Origin of the sequence: Pumilibacter muris (assembly GCF_943193045.1) — a bacterium.
In the GTDB taxonomy this organism is placed as follows: domain Bacteria; phylum Bacillota; class Clostridia; order Christensenellales; family Pumilibacteraceae; genus Pumilibacter; species Pumilibacter muris.
The window spans coordinates 30,600-47,643 of record NZ_CALPCN010000008.1 but is presented as its reverse complement, the minus strand read 5'-3'; the positions used below and the strand labels follow the sequence as shown (position 1 = coordinate 47,643).

Sequence of the window (17,044 nt, the reverse complement as noted above, 5' to 3'; positions counted from 1 at the left end):
AATGAGACGTTTGTGTAACCTTTCGTTAAAGCGGAAAATGGCTATGGCTTTTTGCGCCGTTTTGGGTTGCGTATTGCTTAGCGTAGGCGTGATGCTTCCGTCGCTGAATAACGGAAACGCATATGCCGACAATCTGCACGGTCAAATAACTTCAGATGCCGAATCTGCGGGAGGGGGAACTTCTGAACCTGCCGTTGCAAAGCCGCAACGAGCTTACACCGCTCTTTCGGTTGAATTAAACGGCACCGAAACTGCGTTGCCCATAATATACGCCGATTTTACAACGGTTAAAGGCTTTAAGCAAAACTTAATTGTTAAAGGCACTGTGGGCGAAGAAGAATTTGTGCTTGAACCCGAAGAATATACTGTTGCAATCGACGGTATTGCTTACGCCGATTCGTACACTATAAACAGCGAACTGTTTCCCACTTTAAACAGCAACGATTACGTTGAAGTCGGTTCGATTACTGTGCAGTGCGGGGCAAGCGTAAGCGCTTCCGTGCCCGCCGTTACTGTTGTTAAACGCGACGCGCTTATTCAATACACCAAGCTTCGAGTGGCTCCCGTTACTCAAACTATTTCCGACGACAATACTCCCGAAACTCTGAAAAAAGTTTTAAAGGTTTACGGAACTTATAAAAAAACGGAAGAGGACGGAACCGAACATGAAGTTGAGGAACCGATTTTAAACCGCGAACTTTATAACGTTAGCTTTGCGGGAACGAGTTTAACAGCCAATACAGACAACATTATCACGGTTACGTTTGTTGCCGAGTGCGGAGGCGCGAGCGGAACGGTTACTATTCGCCCCACGTTTTCAACATTGCAAAGCGTGTCGGTTAGCGTTAATCCCGAATTTACGCAAGACAGTGCGGGATATTATAAGAAGCCCGACGGCTATTCGGGCTTTGTGGCGGGCATGACACAAGAACAGGTTTTCAAATACGGACTTGTTATAACTGCGCATTATCCTAATTCTTGCCGCGTTTTGGAGCTTAAATTTGACGACAACGGAGCTTTGCAAGGCGGCGTAAACACGCAAACGGGCGAAGCTGTGAACACCGACAACAGAAATTTTACCGCAGGTTCCAACATTCTGAATTTTTCCGTTACGGGGCAAAAAGGCACGGTTAAAAACGCTTCCGTAACTCTTCCTTTCGAGGAGCAGACCGTTGTTGCTATCGAGGTTTCGGAGAGTTGGACTCAACCCGATTCGCTTTACGCTTACACGCAGCTTAACGTGGAAATGTTTGTGGGTTGCGTTATTCCCACCTATAATTCGGGATTAAAAGGAACTTCGTCGCCTCTTGCCACAAGTCAGTATGAGGTAGAGGGTTCGCTTTCTCCCAAAGGAACCGATATAGGAACAACGTCGCCTTACGACAAACCCGTTACAATACGTTATTATACGGGCGATGGCGATAACAAAATAGCTACGAATATAACTACCGAAGTAACCTTTAAGAATATTCGACCCGCAACGCCTAAGAGAGTATCGAGTGATATAAACGGAAGTTTTGCGCAACAGACAATGCACAAGCCTTTTGACTACACAGGGCTTACGGTTACGCTAACTTATAGACCTGAGGGAACTACCCGTGATGTACCTATCGTTACTTCGCTTTCTGATTTTGTTGACTCGGGTTACTTAACCACAAAGTTTTATGACGCCGAAGAACAGACTACGGAGCACGAGATAGACATTAGCAAAACGGGGCTTACTTCAAAAGTCAAACTTGTTGTTTTGTTGTTGGAATATACGGGAATCGGAACTACATATCCGTTAGAGGGTTATGTTGGTGAAAATCTTATCATAAACCGCGATTCTCTTTCTATTCCCACGCTCGATAGAGCCGACCTTGAATACAGCAACGGTTGCGGCGTTACGTTTAGCGGTTTAAACTCGGAGCAATCGGAATTTATCGGCGTTTATAACGCCGCAGGCGACAGACTTGACGAAGGAGAAAATCCTCTTGCATCTTTCGACGAAAGCACGCAAAAAGTAAGTTTTACGGCGGGCGGCACTTATCATATACGCTTGCAGGTTAAAAGCGAAGCTCAATCCGAATGGCAATGGGCAACTTCTTCCATACCCGTTTATGTAAGCAGAAACTCCGACTTTATTTTGAGCTACACCGTTACCGTAACAAAAGGCACGTTCGAAGTGAGTTTGGATTACGGCGAAAACGGCGCTTCGTGGTATTACGGCAACGATTCTGTTAAACCCGTAGTTAAAGGCAAAATCGCGGGAATGGAATACACCTTGAACCGCAACGCGGGCGCGCTCGACGACATAGAAAACAAAACGCTTGCGATAGAATATAAGCTGTATTACTACGATTACGACGGCAAGACTTACGACAATATGCCGTCGTATGACGCGATTGACGAAACGCCGCCCAAAGACGCGGGTACTTATTATGTTATTGTCGTAACAAAAGAGACGTCCGCTTACATGCAATCCAAAACTACGCGCGGCGCCGCAAAAACGGTTACTATTCTTCCGCGCGAAATCAGTGTGGAAGGGCAAACCGACGCGCCCGACTACAAGCGCGGCGAAAGCTACACTGTTGCGGATTTCGTTAAAAAAGAAAATTTCCCCAACACTTCGAATAACGACGGATTATCGTATGCCGATACGGCGGGCACTGTGCTCGACGTTACGGGCGAACCTGCGGGCGGATTTAAGCATGCGGGAACGTATAATGTGTCGCTCGCAATAAACGCGGCGCATGCGAATAACTATACTTGGGCTGAAGGGCAAACCGTTACGGCGGGTAAAGTGTCGGTTGAATTTGTAATCAACAAACTTTCGCTCAGTTTCGATATGACGAGCGCGAGCTTTTATTACGGAGAGAATAAAGAACTCGCCGATTTCGGTTTTTACGCAATCAATAAAAAGCTCGGGAACGGCGGTAGCGAATATGTGAACGTTAAAAACGCGCCCACAGCGTATTATAAAGCGGATTCTAACGGTAAGCCTTCGGCTACGGAAGAAACGAGAGCTTTTAACGAATGGGATGCGGGGACTTACTTTGCGAAATTCGAAACCGAGTTGCAACCTGACGCGGGAACTTTTGGCGAACTTGACGAAAACGGCGAGCCCATAGACTATAATCTTCCTATAGCTTATGCGCAAATCACGGTAAATAAAGCGCAGATTGCAGTTGTTGCAATCGACGCTCCGTTAAACGCCGTTTATTCCGGCAGCGCTCACACAATCACGCTTAGAAATTGGAATTCCGTGCTTGTGAACGGCGATAAAACCAAAACGGGCGGGGAATTCCTTAGCGTTGCGGTTTCGGGAGTGCGTTTCGACGGAGCTACGGCAATATCCGCTTCCGACATAATAATAGACGCAACCGCAGGAACGGTTCAAATCAAAGAGGCGGGCTCTTACACCGTTACAATCACTGTAAACGCGAGCTATGCAAGTAATTACGAATGGAGCGTTGCGCAGTCGGACGATAAAATCGAACTTGCGGAATATGAAATTGCCAAAAAGGCGCTCGCGCAGTTAGTAGCAAGCGGCGATTTGGGCAAATACAACGGAACGCAACACGCCGTAACGGTAGGCGGCGCGGGCTTCGATACTTCGGCTATGCGCATATCGGCTATTGCGGGAAAAACGCTCGACGGCAAAAATACTGCAATAACCGTTACTCTTCCCGAGTCGGGCAACGCTTTCGGAGTTACCGAAGCGGGAACGTATACCGTTACGGTTGAGCTTACCGACAAAAATAATTACGAGTGGCTCGCGGACGGCGAGGAGAGCAACCATACCGCCGACCTTTCGCTTACATACACTCTCGAAAGACAAGAAATACAATTTGCATGGGACCAAACGAACTTCATTTACGACGGTTCCGCCCATGCGCCTAAACCCGTAGCTACTGCGGGCACCGTTACCGAAACCGAAGTTTCGGCGGGCACGCTTACGCTTTCGGCGAAAGTTTACGCCAACGAAGATTGCACTTCGGGCGAAGCGGAGAGCGTTACTGCGGCTGGAACTTACTACGTTAAGCTTACTTACGGCGGTACGGGTGCGGCGAACTTCTGCGCCGAGCCGATTTCGGGCTACGTTAAGCCGTTCACGGTTACGTCGGCGGGGTTAGAAGCTATCGAGTTTAAAAGCCCGTCGGAGTTCGGCGCGGCTATAACCGTTTCGGGCAACACAATCACCGTAACCTATAAGGCGGCTGAATATTTGTTCGGCGACTTTGTGAAGAATTGGGAAGCCAACTATATGGCGGGTTCCGACTGCAAGCTTATTGTGCAGATTACCTATTCGGGCAACACTGCCGCAATGCGCAACGTAGTTTCGGGCGGCTATAAAGTTTTGATTAAGCCCGACGAGAACTACGAATGGAAAGACGCGTCGGAGGGGAACAAAAAACAGGAATTCGAATACACCGTTATAATCGACCCGCTCACGATAGAACTCGAATGGCGCGACGATTCATTTATTTACGACGGTTCCGCTCATAAGCCTACCGCAGAAATTAAAGGTTTGGCTACCGCCGACGTTGGCAAAGTAGAAGTAAACGTAGGCAAAATCGTTGAGACAGCCGACGGCGCGGGAGTGAACGCGGGGCGTTGGACTGCCGAAGCGACGGGCTTTATCGGCGATTATATCGCAAACTACGCGCTTCCTTCCGCCGCCGCAGATAAACAACATACGTTCACCGTTAAAAAGAAAGAAATAATTGCGCCTACTTCGGTAACCGACGGCGGAACGTTTAACGGCAGCACTCAAACTCTTAACTTCGAAGTTTCCGGTTCGGATTGGAATACTTGGCTCGGCGCTCTCCCCGAAGACGGCGTGAGCGTAACGGTTTCGGGAAAGAATGCTTGGCTTAACAACGCTGCCGTTAGCGGCGCTTCGCTCGCAATAGAAAGCGGCGTGTTCTCTTATACGAATGCGGGCACTTACACCGTTACTTTCACGCTTGCAGACAGCAATAACTATTGTTGGAGCGGCGACGGCAAAGCGGAAGATTTTGCTTTTGTCGGCAACTACGAATACGAAGCCGCCGCGATTACGGTGCAAAGAATGCAACTTACCGCGCCCGCGCTCGGCGAATACCGCGCTTTGCAAATTGACGAGACGGGAGCGGAACGTAAGCCCGACAATGCGTTTAGCGGAAGCGTTACTGTGGGAACGCATACCGTAGCCTACAACGTTGAATACGGCGTTGTGAACGACGACGGAACTTATGCGACCGCAGGCGGCACGTTTAACGTGCGTAGGCAATATTACGCCAAGCTTACCGTGAATGCCGACAACGAATATAACTACGAATGGATTGAGAACGTTGCCGACCAAGCGGGAAGCGCGCTCGAACCCGTTAACAACAAATACGGCACAATCGTTTATAACGAAACCGACGGTGTGGCGGTGTATTTGCATTGGGCGATTACGAAACAGCTTCTTGCGCTCAACGTTACTATGAACGGCTACACGTTCGGCGAAAACGGTTTCGGCGGCACCGCAAGGGAGCTTACGGGCGAATTTAAGGCGGGGGACCTTACCGCCGAGAACAGCACTCAGCTTCAAATCGACGGAATAGAAAGTCTTGCGAATCTCGACAAGACGGAAAATTACGCAATAACCGTTTTGTTTAAAGATTCGAGCGGCAATGTTGTTACCGACCTCGAAAACGGTTTGCCTTGGGCGGCGGGCACATATACCGTTAACGTTAACATCACTTTCCGCGCGAACGGCGGCAAAGAGTCGGACTATCAAGACCGCTCGTTTGTAGTGGAGAATTTTGTTGTTGCAAAACGCGCGGTTGCGTTTGCTTGGAGCGACACCGAAGCTACTTACGACGGCAACGGGCATATTGCAACCGCAACCGTAACCAACGCGCCCGACAGAAGCGCGGCGGGCGACGCCTCTGTTCCCGAGCTTACCGTGACGCTTTCCGACGGCGGTTACGCGGTTGACACGTTCGGCAAGCCTATAAACGTTAAAACCGACACGCATGGCAACGCGATACCTTATAACGTTAAAGTTACCGCAGTTAGCGACGCCGATAATTATACGTTCGACGGAGTGAACGTTAGCGGCGAGTTGCTTATTAAAAAGTTTACGGTTTTCGTTACGGGCACGAGCGTAAATAATCACGTTTACGGCGAGAGCGTTACCGCTACTGAAAAAGCTTGGACTTTTACGGGCGGCTTTGACCAAACTACGCTTCCGAACACATGGAGCAACGAATATGTTGTCGTGCAAATTCTCGACTTAGGCAACAACGAGGTGACTTCCTCGTCGACGGTGGGGAATAACTACCGCGTTGTTCCCAAAATCAATAACACGGATAACTACGAACTTAGCGTTACCGAAGGCGCGTTCGCTATTGTAAAGCGCGAAATAACGGTAACGGTTAAGAGCGGCGTAGAACTCGAAAGCGTATATTACGCCGACCTTTTAACGTTCGACCGCAATGTGTACAGCGTTAAGCTTGATTCTACTAACGTGGCTACGGGCGCTCCCGCGCTCGCTAACGGCGTTCCCGACTCTCTTGTGTTCGAATTGCATGTTGTCGACGCAAGCGGCAACGCGGCGGCAAAAGGTTCGCCTGCGGGAAATAATTACTTAGTTACGCTTAAAGATATTTCGAGCGTTTCGGGCTACTTGGGCGGCAACTACACCGTGAATTTTACCGCGCTTCCGTATGAAATTACCAATGCGGAAATTACCGCGATTTCGGCTACGGGTCATTCGGACACCTACGACGCGACCGCTTATAACGCTTTAAGCACGAAGTCGGCTAAAACGGTTGACGATTCCGAAGTAGAATGGTGGGTGGCGGAAGTGGACTCCGCCGACAAAACGGAGAACCTGCCCGAAACACTTGTGTGGAAAAAATACTCCGAAGTCGAGCTTAAAAAAGACGCGGGCGAATGGCATTACTTCGTTAAAGTAATCGCCGCCAATCACAACACCGCATTCTATAAAGAGGACGGCAAATTTGCTACCGTAACCGTTAAAATCGAAAAAGCCGTGCTCAGCGTGTCGGCAAACCTCGAAATATTCTTCGGTGAAATCGCTCCCGAAAGCTATAACGCAAGCGGCTATTTGATGAATATAAGCGGCTTGATTGCGGGCGGAATGTACACCGTTACGGACTTTAAGGGGCAAGACGAAACGGCGTTTAAAAACAATGCCGAAGAATTCGGACTGAAAGGCACTTTCTCGTATACGGCTAAAAAGAACGGCGTGCAATATGTTGCGGGCGGCGAAGTTGGCGAATATACGTTCGAATTTAATTTCGATTTGCTCGTTTCCAAAAACTATACTTTCGGCAACGGCGGCGGCACGCTTACCGTAAAAGAACTTCCTTTAAATGTGCAAATAGAGAATAAAGACAGCGTTTATAATGCGGAGTTAAAAGAGCTTACCGCGAGCGTTACGACTTCCGCAAAATCCGTTTATAACGGCGCCGTTGTGGAAATTTACCATAAAGACGATTTGAGCGAAATATTCACGCTTTCGTCCGACGCGTCTATGCCGTTTACCGATTCGGTTACGGGCGCTAACGCTACGACGAATAAAGTGGGAAAATACGCAATCGTTGCGGCGAACGGAGCTTTTGCCGCAGGCTACGCTATTACTTACACCGGTTCATGGAGCGGCGGCGAGCAAAGCGGAAAAGCCGGCGTCTATGAAATAACTCCCGCCTCGCTCGCTCTTAACGGCAATATAACCGCTTATGGCGAAACTACGCCCGAAAAATACGACGAGAACGAGCATGAAGTTCTTATTTTCGGAGAAAGCGAAGGCTTTAACGCGGGCGACGCGGCTAAAACCGTTGACGGCTCCTCGTATTCGGTGTTCTATTATGTGAGCAAAACGAAGGGCGAAACAGTGAACTGGGGCGAGAACGGTAACGGCGATGGCGTGCTCGGCACAATGCCCGAATTGAGCAACGCCGGAATTTACTATGTGCATTGCCGCATAGAAGCGCAAAACCATAATGCCCAAGAGTTTGAAAAAACCGTTCAAATCGATAATGCGAACAACGAGTTTAAAACTCCTTTCGCGTTCGAAAAAGCTAACGTTGTGTTTGGCGATATAGACGCGATTTCGGCGTCGGCATGGACTTACGGAAAATACGACGCCGCCTTTAACCCCGACGGCTACAACAACGCGTCGGGCAGCCATAGAGTGGTTAAACCCGAATTGCTGTTCACGCGCGAGCTTCCCGCAATTAACGTTACGCTCGAATACTTTGCAAGCGCTGGCGCTACGGGCGAAACCGTTGACGCAACTACCGTAACCGAAAACTTTAACGATTGGTTCGAAAGCGTGTTTAACGCGGGCAACTTTAACGCGGGCTTCTATAAGCTTACTTTCACGGTAGACGGCACCGAAAACTATACTGCCGCAACTTCGGTTCGCGTGTTCGAGGTTTCCAAAAAATCGGTAACCGTTAAGGTTGACGACGCGACGACGGTATACGGCGAAGAACCCGTGTATAGCGTTGTGGCAGACGGACTCGTTACAAACGGCACAACCGCCGAAACGCTCGGGCAGTTTAACGTTACTCCCGAATTTACCGACGATTACGCGGTTGGGCACGGAAGCGGCTCTGTGAAAGAGGGAGGCTACACGGCTAATATAAGCGACGCGTCTCAGTCCGCTTATGTTTCGGCTATGTCGAACTATTCTGTAACTTTTGAAACGGGTACGCTTACGGTTACGCCGCGTCCCGTAACGATTCAAATTCAAAACAAGAGCAATCACTTCGACTTGCTCGGCGAATGGAACGGAGCGAGTTACACGGAAGAAACTCCCGAAGCGCTCACGTTCAGCGTTACGAGCGGAACGATTTACGTCGGCGACCTTAAAGACGGCGCGCAAATAGAAGCGGGAACGGAATATGTGTTTGACGAAGTTCAAAAAGTGTTCTCTCTTGTAACCGACGCTTTCAAACACGAGGAATGCGAATTTTCCAACCGCACGAACAGCGCTGCCGACTATGCGATTTCGTTGGTGTTTGCGAGCGGTTACGCATCCGATTATGCTCTTACTTGGCAAGACGCAACTTTCACAATTCAGAAAGCGGCGCTTAGCATGAATATAACGGGTCCTTATAAAGACGCCGAGTGCACCGATAAATACACGACGAGCGACGCCACAACCTACGACGGCATCGGCAAGCATTTTAAAGCTACGGCTTACGGCAACGACAGCATTACTTTCGAGCCGCAATATTATGCCGCCGCCGACCAAAACACGCCGCTTGCGGGCGCTCCCGTGAACGCGGGCAGTTATGTTGTTGTGTTCCGTTCGAACAATCCAAACTACGTTTCGGGCGCGCAGTCGGTTCCTCACTCTATTTACCCGCGCACTCTTACTGTAACGGGTTCGGTGGAAAACGCTCAGCCCGATAAGGCGAACAGCGGTTCGGCTCTTGCCGCAGCGCACTACTATAACGGCGCGGCATATTCGGTATCTTACGTTTTCGACAACATAGTGAACAACGAGAACGTGACTTATTCCGTTTCTTACACCGATAAAAAAGGAAAAGCGGTGAACAGCCCGATAAACGAGGGCGAATATACCGTTCATATCGCGCTCGATGCGGAATGGACCAACTATTCGCTTAACAAAACGTCGGAGAAGTTTAAAGTAAGCAAAACGGTAGTTGTAAATCCTGTGGCGAGTTCTGCCGTAAAAGTTACATACGGCGGCTCCGACAATGATTTCACCGTTGCAAGCTACAACGGTTGGACCGACTTTGCGGGCAATAAGGTGCTTACGCAAAGCGTAAGTCTTGCCGAAATCGTTGCGAACAACGGCGGAACTTCGCGTCTTACCTATAATACTGCCGTTCCCGATTTCGGCGTGGGCGGCAGCTACATGCAAGTGGGCGAATATATGCTCACTGCGAAAAACGCGGGCTTGTACACTGTGAAAATAAGTCTTACCGACGCAGCCAACTACGAATTCGCGGATTCGTCGAAAACTTATTTCGAGTTTACGTTCACCGTTGAACGCGGACGGTTAAGCGTTTACGCAAATAAAAATATAACGGTGCAATACGGCGCTCCGTTTGCAGCCGACGGCGCGCGAGTGAAAAACGTTGGCGTTACCTACGGCATAGAAGGCGTGTCCGACGCCGACGTTGCCGCTAAAATCGCAACGGAAAAAGGCAACTCCGATTTCATCGACAGCGGACTTACTTTCACTGCGTCCGACTACAACAACGCGCTCGGCACAGCCGATGCGGTGTTAGACAAAACTTTCGGAGTAAAACCGAGCGGAATAATCGCTTATAACTATAATGTTATATTCAACGACGGAACCGTTAAAGTGGTTGAGCGCGAAATTTTTGTTACCGCGTTCGGCGCGAACAACGGCGTTTCGGAAGCTACGCGCAACTACACGGGCGAAGCCGACCATGAAAGCACGCTTAACAACGCGCTTAAAACTTTGAGCACGCTCAACAAATTCTTCGGCGTTGATACGAGCGCCGACGAAAGCGGCAAAAATTACGGAAGCAAAGCGTTCGGCATGAGCGGCGACACAATCGAATCGCTTGGATTGAAATTCGAATTCGGTAATCCTACCGACGCCGAAACTTATTTTATGGACGCGCTTTGCGAGAATAGGAACTATAAAGTGTCGTTCGTAAATTCGAGCGGCAACACGTTAGACGGAGAAAACCGCCCGACTTATGTAATTAAAAAACTTGCTCTCACCGTTAAAGCGGGTTCGGTAATCGAAAACGAGTTTGCGCAAAGAGTAAGCGTTGTATACGGCGAAGACGCCACCAAACTTTATACCGTGCGTTACAGCGGATGGCTTACGGGCGAGGGCGACGAGTTTGGCGCCGGCGCTCTTAAAAGCGGTACCGTTTCGGGTCAAATAGTTTATGCTTCGAAGCTGAACGGTACCGGAAAACAGTATGTTGCATACGACGGTCATGTGGGCGAATCGTATACCGTGAGCGCGAGCGGTCTTACGTTTACCAACTACGATGTTACTTACGTTTCTTGCGCGCTTGCCATAACCCCGCGCTACATAACAGCCACAACGTTCGATAGGGAATACACCGAAGACGAAATAGGCGGTGCGGTTGACTATCACGGAGGCGAATACGGTGCCGAACACGACGCTCGAATAGAGTTTTTCGGAGTTGGCAATTCGAGCGACGAGTTCGCTCCCAAATTCGAGCGCTCTTACAGCACCGCCGCAACCGACGCTAATTCGGTTGGTGCGGCGCCTACCAAAGCGGGCGATTACACCGTTACCGTAAGCATAAAAACTAACGGCATAGGTGCCGATAACCGCGACTATTTGTTTAAGTCTGACGCGGACGAATACGTTACGGAAGGAGGAATAAACAAGTTTGTTTCGGCAACCGCGCGCGGCGACGCTCTTACTCTTAAATACGGTGTTACGCAAAAGGAAATAAGAAACGTTCGTTGGAGCGGAAATAGCGAAGGCAACGCCCCCACTTACAATCAAGACGAACCCGAGCAAACCAACACTTTGGCGGGATATATAAAAGCCATAATGGATATAGCTTCGTTTACGCTCGGTAGCGATACTTCGGCTCCCGCCGACGTCAGGGAAGACAAAGTGACGGTTAACGCGGACAGCGTCGTTATTTCGGTTTACTCGTCGGGCACTTTTACTATAGGTCTTAAATTTAACCAAAACGCCGCAAGAAACTATAAGTGGCCGGAGGGTGTCGATAATATTTACTTCGAGTTCCGCGTTACTGCGAGCAGAGCGGAAATTATCGACTTTACAATAAAATCGTGGACGTATAACGAGTATGACGCTTCGGTTAACACGCCCACCGCAAAACTTACCGACGGTATTCAGGGAGAAATTACGTTTACCTACGCTTGGGTAGGTAAGGATTCTCCGATAACGGAATTCCCCGAAGAAGGAACAATAGTGGAAAACACTTCCGCGTTCTTAACGGGGCTGTCGTTTACAGGAGTTGTTCCCGTGAATGCGGGCTATTACGTTGTGCGCGCTTACTTTGCGGGCAACGCCGACTTTACGAACCGTTCGGCATACTATTTGTTCCGCGTGTCGTCAGCGCAAATAACCGCGCCCGAGCTCGATTTGAACCCGAGCGGTTACGAATATACAGGCAGTGTGCTTTCGGTAAGCGTGCTTAACTATTTGCCTGTGTGCATGAGAGTTTCCGCGGGCACGCAGGGATTGAACGTAAGCTACGACGGAACGCTTTCGGCTGTGGACGCAAAGCAGTACAGCGTTACATTCGGGCTTATAAATCCCGACGGCTTCGACAACTATATTTGGAAAACTGGAACCGCGCTCGACGCCGACAAAAACGTTACCCTTGTGTGGACGATAGGCAAGGCGAGCAATGCGCTTACTTGGAACGACAACAACGTTCAAACCGTGTACGGTACGCCTTACGCGAATAAGCTTACGGCAACGGCTAAGTTCGGCGGCGCGATAACATATTATTACGCGAATCAAAAAGATTTCGCATCCGTTTCGGCAGTTACTTCGTGGAGCGAAACCGCGCCTAAAAACGCGGGCGATTATTGGATTAAGGTTGAGAGCTCTTCGGGCGACAACTTTAATTCCGCAAATAACGTTACGGGCACGCTTAAAATAAATAAAGCCACGCTTTACGCAACCCCGAGCGGCAATGCCGAATACGGCGAGACTTATTCGCAAAGCACGGCAAGCTTCGAGTGCGTTATATCGGGAACATTCTACTATGACAACGAAACCGTAAGCAGTGTGTTGGGAAATCTGAACGGCATCAAGTTCTTGCAGGGAAGTATTCCCGAGCAACCCGTTGTTAAAGACGGCGGCTACGATTTTATGCTCGAAACCAAACCGGGCACCGACATTGTGAAAGGTCTTTCCGCCGCTAACTATGTTGTAATGGCGCAAGTCGGAAAGTTTACCGTTAGCCCCAAAACCGTGAGAGTTTGGGTGCACGGAGCCTCCTCGTTCTACGGCGACGAAATAAACGAATCGGATGTTTCGTACAACTTGAACATAAACGACAAACTTGCTTATACCGACGATTTGGCTTCGCTCGGACTTACCGCGAAAGTAAACGCGAAGCAAGGCGACAACGCGGGCGAATACGAAATTACGGCGACCGCGTCTAACAAGAATTACAGCGTTAGCTTCTCCGCCGACAAATATGTGATTAAGCCGCTTGAAATCCGCATTGCTATAAAGCAAGACGGCGCCACTTACACGGGCGAGAGGAACATATTGCCAAATGCGTCGGTAACTAACGTTTACAGGGCTGATACGGGCGCCGACATAACCGATTCGGTTACGGGCGCGAACTTCTCGTTTGTGTATTCCGGCGTTTCGAACGACGGCGAATGGGAACATTTGGGTGGAAATACGTCGAGCGAAAGTCCGTATCTTGCGGGCACATACACCGTAACTGCGGAAAGTTCGCTTAGCGGCAACTACAAGCTTATGGGCTCTACGGGAATTGCGTTTACAATCGAGAAGAAAGAAATAGACGCGCAAACCGAAATAAACGTTGAAAGCAAAACATACACGGGCGGAAAGCTTACGTCTAACCTAACCGACAACGAACTTTACACCGTTGTGGAACACATAGGCGACTGCGTTGATGCGGGCACCTATAAGGTTAAGTTGCAAATCAACAACTTCCATAATGTGAAATGGGCGGGCATAAGCGTTGACACCTGCGAGCTCGATTTCGTGATTTTACCCGCAGCAAACGGTCTTAAAAACGGAACGGCGCTCTCGATTGGCGGTTGGACTTACGGGCAATATAACGCCGCAGTAAATTTGCCGACGGCGGAAACGGTGTTCGGCGAGGAAAGCGCGTATGTGTTCGAATATTCCGACTCGGCAAACGGAAAGTGGACTACGTCAGTTCCGGTGAACGCGGGCACGCACTATGTGCGCCTTACCGTTGCGGGAACCAAAAATTACAACGGTTTTGTGAGCGAACCCGTTTCGTTCGAAATTCAAAAGGCTACGCTTGCGGCTCCTCAGCTCACGTTGAACGAAACCAACACTTCGTTTACGGGAAGCGAATTGCAGTCGGTCGTAAGCGGCTTCGATTCTGCCGTTATGGGTCTTGAATACGACGGCAACTCCAAAGTGCTCGGCAGCAACGTAACGGTGTCGGCTCTTAACGCGGGCGAATATACCGTGAAATTCATTCTGAAAGACAAAACCAACTACCGTTGGGCGGACGGCGTTCAAACAGACGAAAACGGCAACGCGGTGCGCGGTTGGACTGTTGCCCGCATGAAAGTGGCGCGTCCTAAGGCTAACGGCAAAAATTACGTTGTGAACGGCAAAACGCTTGTTTATATTCCCGACGGCTTCGACGACGCCATAATGAAAATAACGAATAATCGTTACAGCTATGGAGGCGACTTTACGGCGGAAATTACTCTTGCCGACACCGCTAACTACGAATGGGAAGACGGAACCACCGACGTTGTGTATATCAAGTGGCACATAGTTGGCGGCAAAACGGTGTTTGTGGTTGTTGTAAGCGTGCTTTCGGGACTGTCGGCGGTTGCTGCGGGAGTCGTGGTTGCGCAAGTTGTGTTGCATAAAAAGAAAAAACGCGTTCAAGCGGAAGCCGAGAATTCGGAAAAAACGGGCGGTGGCGATGGCGGAAATTCGCCCTCTGATGGTACGTCCGCCACACAAGCGAACGCGCAAGGAGGGACGGTAGCATGAAAACGTTGACTCTTATAGGCGCTTCCATATTTTCGCCCGCTCAATTAACCGTAACGATAACGCTTGCCGTAGTTTTGGCGGCTCTCATTGCCGCAAACGCGGCTGTTGCGTTTATCTTCGCGCGCAGAGGTGTGCACCGCTTGCAAGACAGCTCGCTTCAAGCTCGGCGCGAGGAACTTATGGCTCGTCTCGAATACATAAAGGCGGGCGGCGAAGTGGAGGCTCGCACATATCCGCTTTGGGAAATTGCGGCAGGATTGCAGGCGGGAGGGCAACTTGTGCCGCCCGAAGTAGCCGTTGCGGCAGCCGCGTCGGTTGACGACGAGGAAGACGACGAGAGCGAGCCGCTCGGAGTGGAAATTCTCGCCGTTGCAGATATGGCGCCGGGCACGCGCGAATCGCTCGGATTTATGGGCGAGGAATACGACGACAAAAGGTATTACGTTAGATATTCTTACGGATTCGAAGCGAAACTTCGCAATTCCGACGCCGAAACAAAGAATTTCTACGTCGATTTCGTGAACGAGCTTTCGGCGTATAAAGGGGTTAAAATAAAAGGCAGTTTTCGCGGGCAACGCGTTTACAAAGGACGCAAAACTTTGGCTATGTTGTTGTTCAGAGGGAAAAAGCTTTGCGTGGCGTTCGCATTGAACCCCGCCGACTATGCCGAAACTAAGTATCACGGCGAAGATATGTCGGCAATCAAGCGCTTTGAAAAAACGCCTATGCTTATGCGTTTCACTTCGTCGCGCAAGTTCGAATACGCGAAATATCTTTTCGAAAAACTTGCCGAAGCGGACGCGGCTACTAAGGGCGAAGTTGTTGCTAAGGAATACGACCTCGAAGAACAAAGCCGCGACGATATGTATTTGGCGGGCAACCTTAGAATAATAGTGCTCGGCGAAGTTCCCGAAGGCGTCGATGTGTCTCGACCCGAAGCGGTAATCGTTGTTGAAGACGAAGAAACCGACGAGGGAATAACCGTCGCCGACGAAGAGTTCGAAACAATCGACGACGTTACCGTCGCTTTTGATTCCGACATAACTTTCACGGTGGACGAAGACGGCGACGAGCTTGAAGAAATGCTCACCCCCGAAGGTACCGTTGTGCGTTATAACCGCAGTTTTTCGGCGCGCGTTATTCAGTCGAACGACGACCTTAAAGCGCGTTATTCGGAGCTTAAAAACTATTTGCTTGCATATAAAGGCGTAACGAGCCGCACAAGCTGGCGCCGAGAGTCTTTCCGCGTCGGAAAATCTAACGCGGCATGCTTTACGGTGCGCGGAAAAACGCTTTGCCTCTTTTTGGCATCCGACCCCAAAAAGTATGAAAACACCAAATACAAGGTTGAAGATTTGTCGCTGAAAAGCAAAAACGCAAAACTTCCGCTAATGTTCAAATTAAAGAGCGACCGCCGAATGGGGTATGCGAAAGAACTTATCGACGCTATGATGGCGGAGCGCGGAATAAAGAAACTTTCCGACTACAAAGCCGCCGACTTTAAACCCGTTTATAAGTCTACCGAAGTTCTTGTGCGTAGAGACCTTATTAGAATTGTGGGCGACGCGCTTCCTAACTTCGAAGCGGAAGAGGCGGAGGCTGCGGCAAAAGGAATACATTACAACCGAAGTTTCACCGCGCGCATAATTCAGTCTGACGACCTTTTGAAATCGCGCTATTCCGAGCTTAAAAATCATTTGCTATCGTATTCCGATGCGAAAGTGCGAAACACTTGGAAGCGCGAAACTTACAGAGTGGGTAAGAACAACGTTGCGAGCATAGCGGTGCGCGGAAAAACGCTTTGTCTCTATCTTGCCGCCGACCCGTCGGTTTATTCCGACACAAAATATCGCGGCGAAGACTTATCGCAAAAGAACCCGAACAACAAGTTCCCGCTTTTGTACCGCATAAAGAGCGACAGAAAAATGGGATACGCTAAACACATTATAGACGGCTTAATGAAAGAGTTCGGAGCGGAAAAAACCGACAGGGAACCCGAAGACTACGCTGTGCCGTATAAGTCTACCGACGCGCTCGTTCGCAAAGGATTGATACGCGTTGTGCAAGGCGAGCCTTACGCGCCAAGCGTTCAAAAAGACAAAGCGTCCGCCAAAAAGAAAGCTAAGAAAAAAGCTGAGGAGTTTAAAGAAGGCGAATCGGCGGCTATGGTTATTCCGCAAGAGCAGATAGACGAAGCGGCGGCGCAGGTTGCTGCAGCGCTTGACGAAACAGGCGAATCCGAAGAACGGAAGCTTGCCGACGTCGGCGAAGTCGAGAATACCGATAAGGAAAATTAAATTAGTTTATAAAAAAAGTTCTCGGTTGTTTTTACCGAGAACT

2 protein-coding genes are annotated in these 17,044 nt (G+C 49.7%); both read left to right on the top strand.

Annotated elements, in window-relative coordinates; all coding sequences use genetic code 11:
* Position 1 precedes the first annotated feature (1 nt).
* Positions 2-14,704 (top strand): hypothetical protein, encoded by a 14,703-nt coding sequence (locus NFR62_RS09040; RefSeq protein ID WP_251617636.1) that lies wholly within the window; start codon positions 2-4, stop codon positions 14,702-14,704.
* On the top strand, positions 14,701-17,001 hold the full coding sequence (locus tag NFR62_RS09035) for a hypothetical protein (protein ID WP_251617634.1): 2,301 nt from the start codon (positions 14,701-14,703) through the stop codon (positions 16,999-17,001). Before NFR62_RS09040 ends, NFR62_RS09035 begins: the two co-directional genes overlap by 4 nt.
* Positions 17,002-17,044 lie beyond the last annotated feature (43 nt).

What these genes read in the sequence shown, in the direction of transcription:
- NFR62_RS09040 (WP_251617636.1), top strand. Translation starts at nt 2, where the DNA reads ATGAGACGTTTGTGTAACCTTTCGTTAAAGCGGAAAATGGCTATGGCT.
- NFR62_RS09035 (WP_251617634.1), top strand. Translation starts at nt 14,701, where the DNA reads ATGAAAACGTTGACTCTTATAGGCGCTTCCATATTTTCGCCCGCTCAA.